The sequence below is a fragment of the Pseudomonas sp. B21-017 genome (assembly GCF_024749245.1).
Taxonomy (GTDB): Bacteria; Pseudomonadota; Gammaproteobacteria; order Pseudomonadales; family Pseudomonadaceae; genus Aquipseudomonas.
Window position 1 is genome coordinate 634,366 of record NZ_CP087194.1, and the last position, 16,251, is coordinate 650,616.

A 16,251-nucleotide genomic window follows, 5' to 3' on the forward strand; every position below is an offset into this window, starting at 1 on the left:
TGTCTACACTCCAGAGCGAGGCCGTACCCATCGGTGCGGTAACAAGGAGAAAACTCCATGAAGATGTTGCATGCCCCGTTGTTGATGATCGGTCTGCTGCTCTGCTCCCAGGGTTTTGCTGCCACTGCCCAGCAGAACAAAATGACTACCTGCAATGCCGAAGCTACCGCCAAGAGCCTCAAGGGCGATGAGCGCAAAGCCTTCATGAGTACCTGCCTCAAAGCCGCGCCGGCCGCCGATGCCGCCAAGCCCATGACACCTCAACAAGAAAAGATGAAAACCTGTAATGCCGATGCCACTACCAAGGGCCTCAAGGGCGATGCACGCAAAGCGTTCATGAGTGAGTGCCTGAAGAAAAAATAAGCAGTGTGGGGCGAGCCTGCTCCGGACGGCGATCCGACGATGCAGGCGACTCGGTATCACGCAGAACCGCGTTGATGCTATCGCGAGCAAGCTCGCTCCCAAGGTTCGTGTTTGCTCGCTTCGGCGCCGGAACGCTGGCAGACTGCCAATCCTTTCACGTCGTTCGTTTTGAGGCTGTATGTCAGCGTTTTCTCAGCGTCAGGTCTTGTTGCTCATCAGTTGGGTCATTATTTTTGGCGGTTTGCTGCTGGTGATCCCTCTGCGATTGCTGCCCAGCCTGCTGGCCGGGTTGTTGGTGTTCGAACTGGTCAACATGCTCACGCCGCAATTGCAACGGCTGATCGAGGGCCGCCGTGCGCGCTGGCTGGCGGTGGCGTTACTGGGGACTTTGGTGGTCAGTGTGCTGGCGCTGATCTTTGCCGGTGCGATCAGTTTTCTGCTGCACGAGGCGGAAAACCCCGGTGCTTCCCTCGATAAATTCATGGGCGTGGTCGACCGCGCACGCGGGCAGCTGCCGCCGTTCATCGACGCTTATCTGCCGGCTAGTGCCGCCGAGTTCCGAGTGGCCATCGGCGAGTGGATGAGCAAGCACCTCAGCGACTTGCAACTGGTGGGCAAGGACGCGGCGCACATGTTCGTGACGCTGCTGATCGGCATGGTACTGGGGGCGATCATCGCCTTGCAGCGCGTACCGGACCTGACCAAGCGCAAGCCCTTGGCCGCGGCGCTGTTCGACCGCTTGCACCTGTTGGTCCAGGCGTTTCGCAATATCGTCTTCGCGCAGATCAAGATTTCCCTGCTCAACACCTTCTTCACCGGAATTTTCCTCGCGGTGGTCCTGCCGATGTTCGGGATCAAGCTGCCGCTGACCAAAACCCTGATCGTGCTGACCTTCCTGCTCGGCTTGTTGCCGGTGATCGGCAACCTGATGTCGAACACCTTGATCACCATCGTCGGCCTGTCGCTGTCGATCTGGGTGGCGGTGGCGGCATTGGGGTATCTGATTTTTATCCACAAGCTCGAATACTTTCTCAACGCGCGCATTGTAGGCGGGCAGATCAGCGCCAAGTCGTGGGAGTTGCTGCTGGCGATGCTGGTGTTCGAAGCCGCGTTCGGCCTGCCGGGGGTGGTGGCGGGGCCGATTTATTACGCGTACCTGAAGAGTGAGTTGAAGCAGGTGGGGATGGTTTGATCCCGTGTTGATCTAATTGTGGCGAGGGAGCTTGCTCCCGTGGGGGCGCGAAGCGGCCCCCCTTATCTCCAAAAGAAGGGACTGCTGCGCAGTCCAACGGGAGCAAGCTCCCTCGCCACAGGGTTTCAGGTCAATCCATCGGGCCGTAACGCTTGGCCGCCTCGATCGCCAACCCGCTGCCGATGCTGCCGAAGATGTTGCCTTCCACATGCTGCGCCTTCGGCAACATCGCCGAGACGCTGTTGCGTAGCGCCGGAATCCCGCTCGAACCGCCAGTGAAGAACACCGTATCTACCTGATCGACCCGCACATTCGCGTCGTTCAGCAATTGGGTCACGCTGTTGCGCACCCGCTCCAGCAAGTTGTCGATGGCTGATTCGAACAGCGCACGAGTCAGTTCCACACTCAAACCGGGCTCGATGCGGTCCAGCGGCACATGACGGCTGTCGGCGTGGGTCAGCTGGATCTTGGTCTCTTCCACTTCCATCGCCAGCCAGTGCCCGGCGCGCTGGTCGATCAGCTTGAACAGGCGATCGATGCCGCCGGTGTCTTCAATGTCGTAACGCATGCTGCCCAGGGCCAGGGTCGATTTCTGCGAGTACACCGAGTTGATGGTGTGCCAGGTCGCCAGGTTCATGTGGTGGCTGGTGGGCATGTAGGCGCCGCTCTTCATACGGCTGCCGTAGCCGAACAGCGGCATCAGTCCTTGCAGGCTCAGCTGTTTGTCGAAATCGGTTCCGCCGATGTGCACGCCACCGGTGGCGAGAATGTCGTCGTGACGGTTGTCGTGCCCGCGTCGCTCAGGGGACAGGCGCACCAGCGAGAAGTCCGACGTACCACCGCCGATGTCGACAATCAGTACCAGCTCTTCCTTTTCGATGGTGGATTCATAGTCGAACGCCGCTGCAATCGGCTCGTACTGGAACGAGACGTCCTTGAAACCAATGGCGCGGGCTACGTCCACCAGGGTGTTCTCGGCTTCCTGGTCGGCCAGTTCATCGTCATCGACGAAAAACACCGGACGGCCCAGCACCACTTCCTCGAACTCCCGACCGGCAGCGGCTTCGGCGCGCTTTTTCAACTGGCCGATGAACAGCCCGAGCAGGTCCTTGAACGGCATCGCCGTGCCGAGGACGCTGGTGTCGTGCTTGATCAGCTTGGAGCCCAGCAGGCTCTTGAGCGAGCGCATCAACCGGCCTTCGTAACCTTCCAGGTACTCGTGCAGCGCCAGCCGGCCGTACACCGGGCGGCGTTCTTCCATATTGAAGAAGACCACCGAGGGCAGGGTTATCTTGTCGTCCTCCAGCGCGATCAGCGTTTCCATGCCGGGGCGCAGCCAGCCGACGGTGGAGTTGGACGTGCCGAAGTCGATACCGCAGGCACGGGCTGGAGATGCGTTTTTCATGTCTTTCAAGTTCCGGTTAAAAAACGGCCGCGCAGTGTATGTCAGTGCGGCGCAGATTCGAAGGCCGACTATCTGTTAAATCACATTGATCTACGCTTGAAAGATGCGCCATCACCCCCAAACTTCCCTGCATAGGTTTGGCAATCCTTGGGCGACAGCAAGAACTGCGCCTGGCTGCCGATAAACTACTGATGCGCTGCCCGGTCACAAAATTGAGATTGATCAATCAAGACGCTGTAAACCAGAGCATGCTGTACCGAGTGGCGCGATTTCGATAATGGATGGTGATTCCCTCGATGGACTTCAAAGACTATTACAAGATTCTCGGCGTGGAGCCGACTGCGGACGATAAGGCGATCAAGGCCGCCTATCGGAAGCTGGCGCGCAAATACCACCCCGATGTCAGCAAGGAAAAGGACGCCGAGGCCAAGTTCAAGGACGCGTCGGAAGCCTATGAAGCGCTGAAAAGCGCCGACAAGCGCGCCGAATACGACGACTTGCGCAAATACGGTCACCACGGCCAGCCGTTCCAGGGCCCGCCGGGTTGGCAGAGTCGTGGTGGTTTCGGAGGCGGTGGTCAGGACACGGGCGATTTCTCGGACTTCTTCAGTTCGATCTTCGGCAACCGTGGTTCGGGTTTCGGTGGTGGTGGACGGTCGGGCCATAGCGCCGGTCGTCGAGGGCAAGACGTGGAAATGGAATTACCGGTTTTTCTGGAAGAAACCCTCTCGACCGAATCGAAGAAGGTCAGCTTCCAGGTGCCGCAGTACAACGCTGCCGGCCAGCATGTCAGCAACACCAGCAAAAGCCTGAACGTGAAGATCCCCGCCGGCGTGACCGACGGCGAGCGCATCCGCCTCAAGGGCCAGGGTGCTCCGGGCATCGGTGGCGGGGCCAATGGCGACCTGTACCTGACCATTCGTTTTGCGCCGCACCCCAAATTCGATGTCGAAGGCGAGAACCTGATCATCACCTTGCCACTGGCACCGTGGGAACTGGCACTGGGGACCGAAGTCGCGGTGCCGACCCTGACCGGCAAGATCAACCTCAAGGTTCCGGCCGGCAGCCAGAATGGCCAGCGCATGCGCGCCAAGGGCCACGGCCTGATGCACAAGGCCGGGCACCGTGGTTACCTGTTCGTGCAGCTCAAGGCGGTGATGCCGAAGAAACTCGACCATGACGTCAAGGCGTTGTGGGAGGAGTTGGCGAAAAAAGCCGCTTTCGATCCGCGAGAGAATTTTTGATTCCGAGATAAGGAGGAGCCCAATCATGAGCGACCCCGTGATCGTTCTATTGGACCTGGCAGAATTCTGTGAGGCGACCGAGTTGTCGGACGTGCATGTGATCGAGATCGTCGAACACGGCATCCTCGAACCACAGGGTACAGAGCCCAAGGATTGGCGTTTCACCGACTACGAACTGGTTTTGGCCAAGCGCGCCGCCAAGCTGCGGCGCGACCTGGAGCTGGAATGGGAAGGTGTCGCCCTGGCGCTGGACCTGCTTGACGAGGTCCAGCAACTGCGGGCCGAGAACCGCATGCTCAAGCAGCGGTTGGGGCGCTTGGTGATCGAATAGCTGTAAACACTAAACCTGTGGCGAGGGGGCTTGCCCCCGTTGGGTTGCGTAGCGACCCCAAATCCGGTCATCGCGGTTTTTCAGACTGACCGCATGCGTCGATTTTACGACTGCTGCGCAGCCGAACGGGGGCAAGCCCCCTCGCCACAGCGGTCCCAAGGCGTTACACCTTCCTGGGCAACACCACGCTAAACAGTGTGCCCTCAGCCTCGCTGGAACTGACCTCGATCGTCCCTTGATGGGCATCAACCACTTCCTTGACGATGAACAGCCCCAGGCCAAGGCTGGTGCTCGGCCCGCCGAGTTCTTCGTCGGCACTGCGTACCAGTGGATCGAAGATTGTGCCGATGACCTCGGGCGGAATCGGCGCACCGTCGTTGTGCACGGTGAGGCGAACGCTGTCCGTTTCACCCCTGAGGCTCAGCTTGATCACGCTGTGGTTCGAACCGTGCTGCAAGGCATTGCCGATCAGGTTCTGCAGCATTTGAGCGAGCCTTCGGCCATCCCAAATACCCCGGGTATCGCCTTCGACGCTCAGTGCCGGATCGCATTGCGGATGAGCAGCGCAAGCCTGGGCAATCGCTTCGCGCGCCGTCTCGGCCAGGTCCATGGGCGCCGGTTCGATTGGCAGGCGCTTGCCCAGGCGACTGCGCACCAGTTCCAGCAAATCGCTGACCAGCACCGCCATGTTCCGCGCGCCATCCTTAATATTGTTGGCACAGGCCAAAGCATCGCCTTCAAGCGTTGCTTTACGCAGCAGTAACTCGGCGGACATGCTCACTGCCTGCAATGGCGCTCGCAAGTCATGCCCGAGTATCGCCAGAAACAGATCCCGTGAATGGTTGACCTGTTCGGCATAGGCGGCGGTGGATTCGGCGAGGGCCTCATCGATGGCTTCGTTGAAACGGATCATGTCCCGGAAATAGGTCAGGTCCGGTGACTCCAGGCTGTCGACCCACAACCGAATCACACAGGCCCGCAAATGGCGGAACTCGCTGGTCATTTGCACCAGGTCGAAGCCCACGGTATGCCGCAGTTCGCCATGGCTGGCACCCGCTTCATCCAGGCTTGGGGTTTTCTCCGGGCCTTCGCCCTTGGCCTTGGCGAGCTGTTCGCTGGCGGTTTGCGCGGTGCTCATGTCCCGCGCTGCCGCCAGCAGAATGGCCTTGGCGTGATCGCGCAAGGCTGCTCGATCCATGCACTCGGCCGCCGGGGTGATCGTTCTGGCGAACTGTTCCCATTCATCGACGATACGGTCCACGTGTTGCCTGATGAATTCGGATAAGCGCATGGCCGTTACCTGCCTGGAGAGTCTGGGCATCTTAGCCTCTTTGTAGATCGGTAAAAACTACCGCTGACACGCCGGATCATGCTTGCAGGTCTTGCAGGTGGTACTTATTTGTTTTTTAGATTCTTAAGTTGGAAGGTGTTGTTTGTTTTATCGCTATTTTCCAACAGTTATTTAATCTTTTGTTTTTGCAGGTATTGAATAAGCTTGGCGTTCTTCTCAAACGCATAGGGATACATGCGCAATGAATGAATTGTCAGAAGGGGGCGTTTCCAATATCTCTCAAGAGATGACAGCTGGCGCCAATGTTTATTTGAATTATCTTGCAACCAAAGTTCCCGCATTCATAAAGAAACCATCTGTATCAAGTTTTGTATCAACGACTGATATGAAACCGGACGTTCCCGAGTGGTACATCAAGGCGAGTGCTATCAACCGTCAATATCTCAACGAACTCATCAGTGAGCGCTGGCGGTTGCAAGACAGCCTGGATGACACACTGGGCGATTTGCAAAAGGACATCAATAAGTTCGCCGAACCCTTGCTTGTTCAGGCCCTGAAAGAAAAGCTGAACCTGGATCTGGATGTTCATGCGACATCGGTACGGCTTTATATTCCGGCCCTCCTGGGTTTTGGCGTCGACACCAATGCCAGTCGGCTCAGGCAGTCAACTCTGCTGGGGGCTGCCCTCCATAACTTCGAGGACTCTGAAACCCGTGCTGGCGCCTTTCGTGATGGCTCCGGCATTTTCATTACCGACGCCGAAGGAGCCCTGAGGCGCCATTCATTGACCATCGAAAGTTTTGCGAGCCTTTGCAGGGATCTGGATCTCGGTGCGCAATATCAGCGGCACATCAAAGGGTTGCTGGCCCCTTCGGCGGTTGATGCCAAGGCCTCGCTTGAGCAGCACTTCATCGGGACCGAAAAGGCCGCGTTCAATGAGTCAGCGCTGATTGCCTATTTGAAGAGTGATATCACTTCTTATGCATATGGCAAGTTGCAGCAACTGCGAGACAACCAGACAAACATCACGATGGGCAATCGCCCGTTACAGTCTCATCGGCTGACTCTTTTGGGCGTGAAGCTGTCGGGTATCGTGTTGTTCAGTGCAGTGGCTGATCCGACACGAGTAAAGCGAATCTACAACAGCCTGGTTCCGGCAGACCAACGAACAATGATGGAGTGGTCGCGCAAACTGGCCATTTTACCCGGGCAGGAGTTTGATCAATTCAAACTGCTCAAGGCCTTTTTTGCCAACGGGCCAAGCGGTGTGGTCGACGAGGTGCTGGGCAGGAACGATATTTTTACGCAGAGCCGGCTCGATGGCACCTTGATCGCCTACGTCCCTGATGACCCTGAACATCCCTTGAAGGAATATCCGTCCTTCACCGACTTCATGAAGGAGCTGACGAGCCAGTTGCGCTCGTCGGACTATCAGCAGTTCTTCAGTCGGTTCGTACCGCAAAAAGACCAGGGCAGGTTTTTCGCTCGCGTCAGGGAGCGCTTCAGCACCTTCACCTGGCAGCAGCGGGAGCCGTTGAACATGGGGCCATGGTGGCGGGAAACCGCAGTGGAAAACCCCGACGCAGAACCGATCACCCATGTGATCGAAGGCGCGCTCTGGCCTCAGTTCAGTCGATGGCGGCGCGACAAGGCCATCGCCGATGCGCGACATATCGCCGTGCCCACTGGCGATGAAGATGCCAATGCCCGCTGGGCGCGGCTGAGGAGTTACGCGAACATCGGCTGGAATGTGTTCAACTTCGGCGCAATGCTGGTGCCTGGCCTGGGGGAGGCCATGTTGGGCGTGATGGTCGGGCAAATGCTGCTCGAAACCATGGAGGGCATTGAGGACTGGAGCAAGGGAGACAAGGAAGAAGCGTCGGCGCTTCTGTGCGGTGTCCTGATCAATGCTGCCCAGTTGGCAATCATGGCGGCAGGGCATGTTTTACCCGCGGGCGCAGCGCCAGCGGTCCGGCCTTCATCTTTTGTCGAACAGCTGAAGCCGGTGGTGCTCGCTGACGGCAAGACCCGTCTCTGGAATCCGGACCTGAGTCCGTATGAACATCAAGTCAGTCTGAGTCCGGGTACGAAGCCAAACGAGCGAGGCCTGTATCTGCACAACGATCAGGAATTCCTGTCGATCGGCGGTAAATACTTTGCGGTGCAAGACGATCCACTCACGGGGCAACCGCGGATTCTCCATCCGGATCGAGCGATGGCCTACCAACCGAAGCTTGAACACAATGGCGCAGGCACCTGGCATACCGAGCTCGACCGCCCTGTCGAATGGACCTCGACCGAGCTCATGCGGCGGTTGGGGGCGAGGGTAGAAACGTTCGACGATGCAACGCTTGAGCAGATCCGGATCGCCAGTGGCGTCGAAGCAGATGTGCTGCGTCGGCTGCATGTCGAAAACGAAGCACCGCCGGCGTTGCTGGTCGACACGATCGAACGGTTCAAGACGTGGTCGGACACGGGGAAGATGCCACAGAGCGGTCTGTCGTCATCAGACAATGCCAATGTGCGGGTGCTGCAGGATGCTTTTGCGCAATTGCCCGACGGCGTGGCCGAGGAACTGCTGGCCGCCGCTGCTCCGGCGGATTTGCGAGCACTGGCCGAACAAAAGCGCATTGCCTTGCATCTGCGGCAACAGGTGCGGGCGGCCTTGCTGGAAGTACGTTTGGCGCGCGCCTATGAAGGGCTGTTCCTTGACTCGATGCACGCTCCGGATACGGAACGGCTGGCGCTGCACACCCTGGAAACCTTGCCGAACTGGCCGGGCGACGTGCGCATTGAAGTTCGCGAACATTCGTTCACCGGGCACCTGCGCGACAGCATTGGCCCGGAGAACGCACGTACGCGCAAAGTGCTGGTCAGCACGGACGAGGGCTATGAAGCGCGGGATGCCGAGGATAACCATCTGCGGGGTGCCGACGATCTTTTTTCATCCGTCTTGCACGCTCTGCCCGACGCCGAACGCAAAGCGCTGGGGTACGAGATCTATCAAGGCGCGAACCTCAAATGCAGTGTTCAAAATGCCCCGTTGGCGCGTGACAAGCTGCGTCCGATGCTGGCGGACAACCCTCTGCGCAAGCCCGCCTACGATCCCGAAACGATGAAGTTGCGCGGTGGCATGTTTGCCCCCCAGGGCATTCGACAACTGACCGGCCGAGTGACGCCGCAGGAGCGGGTCAGGAGTGTGCGCCCCGGGTGGACGGAAACCGAGGCCCAGGCTTACCTGGACGGCGGGGGCGACGACGTTACTCCGGAACAGCGGGCAAGCGCATTGGAGGCGGAGTTCGATCGTCTCAATGCCAATTTCCGGCACTGGCTCAATTTACCCACCGAAGCGTTCAGGTACAGCCCTGCCGGCATTGCCGAATGGCAGACCCGAAACTCAATCTACACAACCATTCGCCAGTGCTGGCAGCACACCGGGCCCAGGGATGTGGACCCTTTGGGAAATATGTACGGGACAGCGCTTGATTTCAGAAACGTTCCCCTGGGGCGACACTTGGGAAGCATGCCTCTGTTGGAAGCCGATTTTCAGCACGTCACCAGCCTGAACTTGCTGGGCACTGGAATGAACGATGCCCATGTCACGTTTCTGGTTCATTTTCCGAAACTCCGTTCGCTGAATCTCACCGGTAACCAGCTCACGCAATTTCCTCGTGCGGTGGGGCGAATGCGTGGGCTGACCGAACTGAACCTCGGCGATAACCGGATTGTGCTGGATGCCCAGGGAGCTACCTATTTGAGATGGCTCTCCCGGCTGAAAAGTCTGGACCTGCAAGGAAACCCGTTGGGGAGAGTGCCCGACATCGGTGGGATGCGCATGCTGCATACCCTGATGCTGGGTGACACCGGGATTGATACCTGGCCGGAGGGGCTGTTCGCTCAACCCAGGTTCCGGCATTTTTACCTGAGCCTGCAGCGCAACGAACTGACCGTTATCCCGCAGGTTACGCCCGGCTCAGCCTCCGCGGAGCTGTTGGCGCGCACGGTATTGAATCGCGATCCGCCGTGGTTGTCGGCCGAGAACCTGGAAACGCTCAGAGGTTATATCCGGTCCGTCGGCCTGGACCCCGATCGTCCGTATCCGCCTCGCGGCGTGCGCGACAGTCTTGATTGGGAGGAAGGCTTGACGCGACCTGAGTGGGTGGCCAAACAGGATGTTTGGAACAGCGTTGAGGATGAGTTCGGCTCAGTGCCTTTTTTCAATCAGATCAGGAAACTCACCCAATCAACCGCCTTCAGAACTGACAAAGCCTTCAGGGTGGACATGACGCAAAAGCTCTGGCGAATGCTGGAGGCCATGTCCAAGGACAGCGAGCTGCGGCGCAATCTTTTCGTCATGGGCAGGGAGGAGGTCACTAACTGTGTTGACGCCGGGGCGCAGTTGTTCAATGCGATGGGCGTAGAAGTGCTGATCCATGAGGCTTACGCATTGGCCAACCCGGGCCTGGTGGAGGCCGAACTGGTGCAGCTGGCCAGAGGCAAGTCGCGGCTGGACGAGTTGAGCCGGATCGCCCACAAAGTGGTTGCCGAGCGCCTGGAAAATGGTGAGCAATTCAGGACTGTCGATGCTGAGGGCACAGTGTCAGGAAGTATCGATGAAGTCGAGGTCCACCTGGCTTACATGACGGATCTGGCAGAGCGACTGGACCTGCCCTGGCAGTCCCGTGATTTGCAATTTCGCACGCACACCGGTGTGACTCCCGAGATGATCGAGAGTGCGTATCAGCGGGTCATGGAGCTGGAAACCGGCGATTTACTGCGTGATTCGATCATCGAACAACCGTTCTGGGAAACATACCTACGGGGCACAAATCGAAGCGCCTTCAAAGTTTTCAGGCGCCGAATCGATGCAACGACTGAGTTTTACATGGCGCTTGAAAAGAGGGCCTCCGAACCGAACCTTTCGTTGCAGGCAAAGGCCGATCTGAAGCAGGAGCTCCGGGTACTCGCCGCTGAACTGGGTAAGCTGGAAAGCGAAATTGCTCCGGGCCAGGTCATGACTGACCAAGCCTATGCCGCCGAGTTGAACCTGATCGATATCGAGATGAAAACGCTGCTTAAGACCCTGACCCAACAGGCGATGGATCGGGCGAAACTGCAAAGGGTGGACATCGCCTTTATGAACGCACCAGCAACGGATTGACCTGAGAAACAGCTAACCCGGTACGAAGAATGACACCCCTCGTGCCGGGTTTATGCCTGACCGAATCTCAAAACAGGAAGTAACGCTGAGCCATCGGCAACACATCCGCTGGCTCGCACCAGAGCAAGACACCGTCGGCCTTAACCTGATAAGTCTGCGGATCGACGTCGATGTCCGGCAGGTAGTCGTTGTGAATCAGGTCGGTTTTCTGCACCTCGCGACAGCCTTTGACCACGGCGATTTTCTTCTTCAGGCCCAGGGCCTCGGGCAAACCCGCCTCCTGCGCGGCCTGGCTGATAAAGGTCAGGCTGGTGGCATGCAACGAGCCGCCGTAACTGGCGAACATCGGGCGGTAGTGCACCGGTTGCGGCGTTGGAATAGATGCGTTGGCGTCACCCATCAGGCTGGCCGCAATGGCACCGCCCTTGAGGATCAGCGTTGGCTTTACCCCGAAAAACGCTGGACGCCAGAGCACCAGATCCGCCCACTTGCCCACTTCGACCGAGCCCACTTCATGGCTGATCCCGTGGGTGATCGCCGGGTTGATGGTGTACTTGGCGATGTAGCGTTTGGCGCGGAAGTTGTCATTGCCTTCGCCATCTTGTGGCAGCGGACCGCGCTGCTTCTTCATTTTGTCGGCGGTCTGCCAGGTGCGCGTGATGACTTCGCCGACGCGGCCCATGGCCTGGCTGTCGGAGCTGATCATCGAGAAGGCACCGAGGTCATGCAGGATGTCTTCGGCAGCAATGGTTTCGCGGCGGATGCGGCTTTCGGCGAAGGCCACGTCTTCGGCAATGCTCGGGTCCAGGTGGTGGCAGACCATCAGCATGTCGAGGTGCTCGTCGATGGTGTTGCGGGTGAACGGCCGGGTCGGGTTGGTCGAGCTCGGCAGCACGTTGGCGAAACCGCAGGCCTTGATGATGTCCGGCGCATGACCGCCACCGGCACCTTCGGTGTGATAGGTGTGGATGGTGCGGCCCTTGAAGGCGGCGAGGGTGGTTTCGACGAAGCCGGACTCGTTGAGGGTGTCGGTGTGGATGGCGACCTGGACGTCGTATTGGTCGGCCACTGTCAGGCAGTTGTCGATGCTCGCGGGCGTGGTTCCCCAGTCTTCGTGCAACTTCAGGCCGATGGCGCCGGCCTTGACCTGTTCGATCAACGGCTCCGGCAGGCTGGCGTTGCCCTTGCCGGTGAGGCCGATGTTCATCGGGAACGCATCGGCGGCCTGGAGCATGCGCGCCAGGTGCCACGGCCCGGAGGTGCAGGTGGTGGCGTTGGTGCCGGTGGCCGGTCCGGTGCCGCCGCCGATCATGGTGGTGACGCCGCTCATCAGCGCTTCTTCGATCTGCTGCGGACAGATGAAGTGGATGTGGGTGTCGATGCCGCCGGCGGTGAGGATCATGCCTTCACCGGCGATCACTTCGGTGCTGGCGCCGACCGCGATGGTGACGTTGGGCTGGATGTCCGGGTTGCCGGCCTTGCCGATGGCCGCGATGCGTCCGTCCTTGAGGCCGACGTCGGCCTTGACGATGCCCCAGTGGTCGATGATCAGCGCGTTGGTGATCAGGGTATCGACCACCTCGGCGGCCAGCCGTTGGCTTTGGCCCTGGCCGTCGCGAATGACTTTGCCGCCGCCGAATTTCACTTCTTCGCCGTAGGTGGTGAAGTCCTGTTCCACTTCGATCCACAGCTCAGTGTCGGCCAGACGGACCTTGTCACCGACGGTGGGGCCGAACATGTCGGCGTAGGCTTGTCTTGAGATTTTCATGCGCTTGCCTTGAAAGTGAAGTGCGGTAGTCCGCGGTCCATTGTGGCGAGGGAGCTTGCTCCCGTTCGGCTGCGCAGCAGTCGTAAAATCTGCCGCTCCGATTATTCAGATAGATCGCACCAGCTGTGTTGCGAGCGCTTCGCACTCGAGCGGGAGCAAGCTCCCTCGCCACAGGGTTTGCGTGTCAGTCGAGGTCGCCCATGATCCTGCCGGCAAACCCGAACACCCGGCGATGCCCGGCCAGGTCCACCAGCTCGACCTCGCGGCTCTGCCCCGGTTCGAAGCGCACCGCGGTGCCGGCGGGGATGTTCAGGCGCATGCCACGGCTGGCGACGCGGTCGAAGGTCAGCGCGTCGTTGGTTTCGAAGAAGTGATAATGCGAGCCGACCTGGATCGGCCGGTCGCCGCTGTTGGCCACCTTCAGGCTGACAGTGCGTCGGCCCACGTTAAGCTCGATGTCGCCGGGCTGGATCTGGTACTCACCGGGAATCATCACTGGGCTCCTTGGAGAATCTTGTAGTAGAGGGCGGTCGGTTTGTAGCGCCCGTTCGGGTCGCAGGCGTAGTCCGGAATTTCGCCGGCACGGGTGTAACCCAGGGCCTTGTAGAAGTCTTCGGCGGGGGAGCCGGCCTCGGTGTCGAGGTAGAGCATGCCGCGCTTGTGCTGGCGGGCGGCGAGCTCCAGGGCATGCATCAACTGCTGGCCCAGGCCGCGACGACGGGCGTGTTCACGCACCAGCAGTTTCTGCACTTCGGCGCGATTCAGCCCATTGGCTTTCTGGCACAGGTTCAGTTGCACACTGGCCTGCACCTGTTCGTCCTTGACCACCACCCACAGCAGCACGTTGCCTTTGTTCAGGTTGTCCTGGACTTCATCGAAATGGGCTCGGGCCTGGGTGGCGTCCAGATCCGCCATGAACCCGACGCTGGCGCCATAGCCGACGGCGTCGAGCAGCAGATCAATCAATCCCTGACGATAGTGCGCAAAGCTTTCAACATTGACGCGTCGCAGTTGGGCGGCGTTCATGGGGCATCACTCCTTGTGGGGATCGGGTGGCATTGCGCCCGGATCGAGGATCAGTTGCATGAAGGTCAGGTCCAGCCAGCGGCCGAACTTGGTACCCACCTGCGGCATTTGGCCGGTGACGACAAAACCGGCCCGATCGTGCAGCCGGATCGAGGCGCTATTACCGCTTTCGATGGCGGCGACCATCACGTGTTTGTTGCAGCCTTTGGCGCGCTCGATCAGCGCTGCCATCAGTTGCGGTCCGAGGCCATTGCCACGCTGGTCGTTGCGCACGTACACCGAGTGCTCGACCGTGTGGCGGAACCCGTCGAAGGGGCGCCAGTCACCGAATGAAGCGTAGCCGAGTACGTTGTCGTCGCCGTCGACGATTACCAGAATCGGATAGCCCTGGGCTTGCCGCGCGCTGAACCAGGCCTGGCGGTTGCCCAGGTCCACGGCCTGTTCGTTCCAGATCGCCGTGGTGTTGAGCACCGCGTCGTTGTAGATGTCGCGGATCGCCGGCAGATCGGCGTGCAGCGCATCGCGGATGTGGTAAGTCATGGCGCAGCCTTAGGCGATCGGTTGGTGAACGGTGACCAGTTTGGTGCCGTCGGGAAACGTCGCTTCGACCTGGATCTCCGGGATCATTTCCGGGATGCCTTCCATCACTTGTTCGCGGCTGAGCAGGGTGGTGCCGTAGTGCATCAGCTCGGCCACGGTCTGGCCGTCACGCGCGCCTTCGAGCAGCGCCGCGGAAATGTAGGCCATGGCCTCCGGGTAATTGAGTTTCACGCCGCGAGCCAAACGCCGCTCGGCCACGAGGCCGGCGGTGAAGATCAGCAGCTTGTCTTTTTCGCGTGGGGTCAGGTCCATCGTAGAAATCCATAATCGGCAGTTAAAAAGTCTTCTGTAGGAGCGTATTCAGGTGGCCCATATTCTGGGCGGAACGGCTTCGCGGCCGAGCAACGCAGGCCGGAGCAATCGCCACAATTCAATTAGCCAACCCCGTGCCAACAACGCCTCGCTGGCCAGGCACCGGGCGACCAACAGCCCCGGCAGCTGCGTCAGATCCCCGCGCACCTCATTGGGCAACGAGCGGCACTTCTCCAGCAATTCACTATCAATCTCTCCGGTCACCAGCAACGTCGCAAACACCGGTTGCCCATCCAGCCCGATCGGCGAGTCCAGCAAACCGTCATCCCCGGTAATGCGCTGGCGTTCGTGCCAGAGCAACTGGCCGTCGCGGCGGATATCCAGGTGGGCCTGGAAGTGCCCGAGGTCGAAGCGCTCGCCACTGGCCGGACGCCCCAGCGCGACCACGTCCCAGTAGAACAACCGGGCATCGCCCTCAAGATCAATGCTCGTGCTGAGTTCAGCCTGAGCGGCGCTGAAGATAATCGTCTCTTGCGGCAGCCACTCCAACGTAGCACCGGCGGCCACGCGCAAGTCGAGTTTCTGATAAGCCGGCCCGGCCGCGCGATACCACTTGGCGGCGCCAGGGCTGGTGATTTGTGCCCAGGCGTGGGTGCCGACGCTGGCCGAGATGTCCAGCCGATCACCGCCGGCAATCCCCCCCGGCGGGTGGACGATGATGTGCTGACACACCTCGGGGCCTTCGGCATACAAGTGCTTCTGCACCCGCAGCGGGCCTTGATGACGGCGCTGTACCGGGCGGGTGCTGGCGCCGAAACGGGCGTAGCCCAGCTCCAGCTCGGCATGCCAGCTCGGGGTAAACAGCGCGGTGGGGAGAGGTAAATTCATATCGTCTAATTTATCGTCAGAAGGCTGCAGGTTAGATCGTAACCAGCCCGCGCACACCTTCGGCTTCCATATTTTCACCGCGACCCTGCTGCACGATCTCACCCCGGGACATCACCAGGTACTGATCGGCCAGCTCGGCGGCGAAATCGTAGAACTGCTCCACCAGCAAAATCGCCATATCGCCACGGGCTGCGAGCTTTTTGATCACCGCGCCGATTTCCTTGATCACCGACGGCTGGATGCCTTCGGTGGGCTCATCGAGAATCAACAGCCGTGGTCGGCTGGCCAGCGCTCTTCCGATTGCCAGCTGTTGTTGCTGACCACCGGACAAGTCACCGCCACGCCGTTGCTTCATTTGCAGCAGCACCGGGAACAGCTCGTAGATGAACGCCGGGACCTCTTTGGCTTCGGAACCCGGAAACCGCGACAGGCCCATCAGCAGGTTTTCTTCCACGGTCAGCCGGCCGAAGATTTCCCGACCCTGAGGCACGTAAGCGATACCGGCATGCACCCGTTGGTGCGGCTTGAATGTGGTGATCGGTTGGCCTTCCCAGTTCACCGCGCCTTCTTTGGCCGGCAGCAAACCCATCAGGCATTTGAGCAAGGTGGTCTTGCCCACGCCGTTGCGCCCCAGCAGGCAGGTGACTTCGCCGACCTTCACCTCAAACGTCAGGCCCCGCAGGATGTGGCTACCGCCGTAGTACTGGTGCAGCTTGTCGACTTGCAGCAT

General features: G+C 59.8%; 14 protein-coding genes. 5 read left to right on the top strand and 9 right to left on the bottom strand.

The window, feature by feature from the left end:
- The first annotated feature begins 57 nt into the window (after positions 1 to 57).
- Together LOY28_RS02790 and LOY28_RS02795 are read left to right on the top strand one after the other, a co-directional pair.
- Positions 58 to 363, top strand: coding sequence for a PsiF family protein (locus LOY28_RS02790; RefSeq protein ID WP_018928461.1), 306 nt, complete (start codon positions 58 to 60; stop codon positions 361 to 363).
- 178 nt (positions 364 to 541) lie between these two features.
- Entirely contained in the window at positions 542 to 1,555 is a 1,014-nt protein-coding gene (locus LOY28_RS02795) for an AI-2E family transporter (RefSeq protein ID WP_018928460.1), read from the top strand.
- A gap of 130 nt (positions 1,556 to 1,685) precedes the next feature.
- On the opposite strand, the gene LOY28_RS02800 is transcribed toward LOY28_RS02795, so the two are convergent.
- Positions 1,686 to 2,960, bottom strand: coding sequence for an Hsp70 family protein (locus LOY28_RS02800; protein WP_018928459.1), 1,275 nt, complete (start codon positions 2,958 to 2,960; stop codon positions 1,686 to 1,688).
- Positions 2,961 to 3,256: 296 nt separating this feature from the next.
- Here LOY28_RS02800 and LOY28_RS02805 point away from each other — a divergent pair, with 296 nt between their 5' ends.
- Entirely contained in the window at positions 3,257 to 4,204 is a 948-nt protein-coding gene (locus LOY28_RS02805) for a DnaJ C-terminal domain-containing protein (RefSeq protein WP_018928458.1), read from the top strand.
- 25 nt (positions 4,205 to 4,229) lie between these two features.
- Positions 4,230 to 4,535, top strand: a complete 306-nt coding sequence (locus tag LOY28_RS02810) for a chaperone modulator CbpM (RefSeq protein WP_018928457.1) — start codon at positions 4,230 to 4,232, stop codon at positions 4,533 to 4,535.
- A gap of 163 nt (positions 4,536 to 4,698) precedes the next feature.
- On the opposite strand, the gene LOY28_RS02815 is transcribed toward LOY28_RS02810, so the two are convergent.
- The gene (locus LOY28_RS02815; protein WP_258613024.1) at positions 4,699 to 5,826 is read right to left on the bottom strand and encodes a sensor histidine kinase KdpD; all 1,128 of its coding nucleotides are present in this window, start codon (positions 5,824 to 5,826) and stop codon (positions 4,699 to 4,701) included.
- 241 nt (positions 5,827 to 6,067) lie between these two features.
- Between LOY28_RS02815 and LOY28_RS02820 the strand changes: the two genes are divergently transcribed.
- Positions 6,068 to 10,987: an NEL-type E3 ubiquitin ligase domain-containing protein gene (locus LOY28_RS02820; protein ID WP_258613025.1), complete on the top strand. Its 4,920-nt coding sequence runs from the start codon at positions 6,068 to 6,070 to the stop codon at positions 10,985 to 10,987.
- Positions 10,988 to 11,054: 67 nt separating this feature from the next.
- Here the strand turns inward: LOY28_RS02820 and ureC are convergent, their stop codons facing one another.
- The 7 genes from ureC to urtE form a co-directional block, all read right to left on the bottom strand.
- Positions 11,055 to 12,755 carry an urease subunit alpha gene (gene ureC / locus LOY28_RS02825; protein WP_086944061.1) on the bottom strand — a complete coding sequence of 567 codons (1,701 nt, stop codon included), beginning with the start codon at positions 12,753 to 12,755 and terminating at the stop codon, positions 11,055 to 11,057.
- Between the two features lie 184 nt (positions 12,756 to 12,939).
- Positions 12,940 to 13,248, bottom strand: a complete 309-nt coding sequence (locus LOY28_RS02830; protein WP_018928453.1) for an urease subunit beta — start codon at positions 13,246 to 13,248, stop codon at positions 12,940 to 12,942.
- Positions 13,248 to 13,781 carry a GNAT family N-acetyltransferase gene (locus LOY28_RS02835; protein ID WP_018928452.1) on the bottom strand — a complete coding sequence of 178 codons (534 nt, stop codon included), beginning with the start codon at positions 13,779 to 13,781 and terminating at the stop codon, positions 13,248 to 13,250. Before LOY28_RS02835 ends, LOY28_RS02830 begins: the two co-directional genes overlap by 1 nt.
- Before the next feature lie 6 nt (positions 13,782 to 13,787).
- Positions 13,788 to 14,321 carry a GNAT family N-acetyltransferase gene (locus tag LOY28_RS02840; RefSeq protein WP_018928451.1) on the bottom strand — a complete coding sequence of 178 codons (534 nt, stop codon included), beginning with the start codon at positions 14,319 to 14,321 and terminating at the stop codon, positions 13,788 to 13,790.
- A gap of 9 nt (positions 14,322 to 14,330) precedes the next feature.
- Positions 14,331 to 14,633 carry an urease subunit gamma gene (gene ureA, locus LOY28_RS02845; RefSeq protein WP_007937143.1) on the bottom strand — a complete coding sequence of 101 codons (303 nt, stop codon included), beginning with the start codon at positions 14,631 to 14,633 and terminating at the stop codon, positions 14,331 to 14,333.
- Between the two features lie 48 nt (positions 14,634 to 14,681).
- Entirely contained in the window at positions 14,682 to 15,521 is an 840-nt protein-coding gene (locus LOY28_RS02850) for an urease accessory protein UreD (protein ID WP_064616043.1), read from the bottom strand.
- A 31-nt stretch (positions 15,522 to 15,552) separates the two neighbouring features.
- Complete coding sequence (gene urtE / locus LOY28_RS02855; protein WP_007937147.1) at positions 15,553 to 16,251, bottom strand: urea ABC transporter ATP-binding subunit UrtE; 699 nt, start codon at positions 16,249 to 16,251, stop codon at positions 15,553 to 15,555.

What these genes read in the sequence shown, in the direction of transcription:
- LOY28_RS02850 (WP_064616043.1), bottom strand. Translation starts at nt 15,521, where the DNA reads ATGAATTTACCTCTCCCCACCGCGCTGTTTACCCCGAGCTGGCATGCC.
- ureA (WP_007937143.1), bottom strand. Translation starts at nt 14,633, where the DNA reads ATGGACCTGACCCCACGCGAAAAAGACAAGCTGCTGATCTTCACCGCC.
- LOY28_RS02820 (WP_258613025.1), top strand. Translation starts at nt 6,068, where the DNA reads ATGAATGAATTGTCAGAAGGGGGCGTTTCCAATATCTCTCAAGAGATG.
- LOY28_RS02800 (WP_018928459.1), bottom strand. Translation starts at nt 2,960, where the DNA reads ATGAAAAACGCATCTCCAGCCCGTGCCTGCGGTATCGACTTCGGCACG.
- LOY28_RS02805 (WP_018928458.1), top strand. Translation starts at nt 3,257, where the DNA reads ATGGACTTCAAAGACTATTACAAGATTCTCGGCGTGGAGCCGACTGCG.
- urtE (WP_007937147.1), bottom strand. Translation starts at nt 16,251, where the DNA reads ATGCTGCAAGTCGACAAGCTGCACCAGTACTACGGCGGTAGCCACATC.
- LOY28_RS02790 (WP_018928461.1), top strand. Translation starts at nt 58, where the DNA reads ATGAAGATGTTGCATGCCCCGTTGTTGATGATCGGTCTGCTGCTCTGC.
- ureC (WP_086944061.1), bottom strand. Translation starts at nt 12,755, where the DNA reads ATGAAAATCTCAAGACAAGCCTACGCCGACATGTTCGGCCCCACCGTC.
- LOY28_RS02815 (WP_258613024.1), bottom strand. Translation starts at nt 5,826, where the DNA reads ATGCGCTTATCCGAATTCATCAGGCAACACGTGGACCGTATCGTCGAT.
- LOY28_RS02830 (WP_018928453.1), bottom strand. Translation starts at nt 13,248, where the DNA reads ATGATTCCCGGTGAGTACCAGATCCAGCCCGGCGACATCGAGCTTAAC.
- LOY28_RS02795 (WP_018928460.1), top strand. Translation starts at nt 542, where the DNA reads ATGTCAGCGTTTTCTCAGCGTCAGGTCTTGTTGCTCATCAGTTGGGTC.
- LOY28_RS02840 (WP_018928451.1), bottom strand. Translation starts at nt 14,321, where the DNA reads ATGACTTACCACATCCGCGATGCGCTGCACGCCGATCTGCCGGCGATC.
- LOY28_RS02835 (WP_018928452.1), bottom strand. Translation starts at nt 13,781, where the DNA reads ATGAACGCCGCCCAACTGCGACGCGTCAATGTTGAAAGCTTTGCGCAC.
- LOY28_RS02810 (WP_018928457.1), top strand. Translation starts at nt 4,230, where the DNA reads ATGAGCGACCCCGTGATCGTTCTATTGGACCTGGCAGAATTCTGTGAG.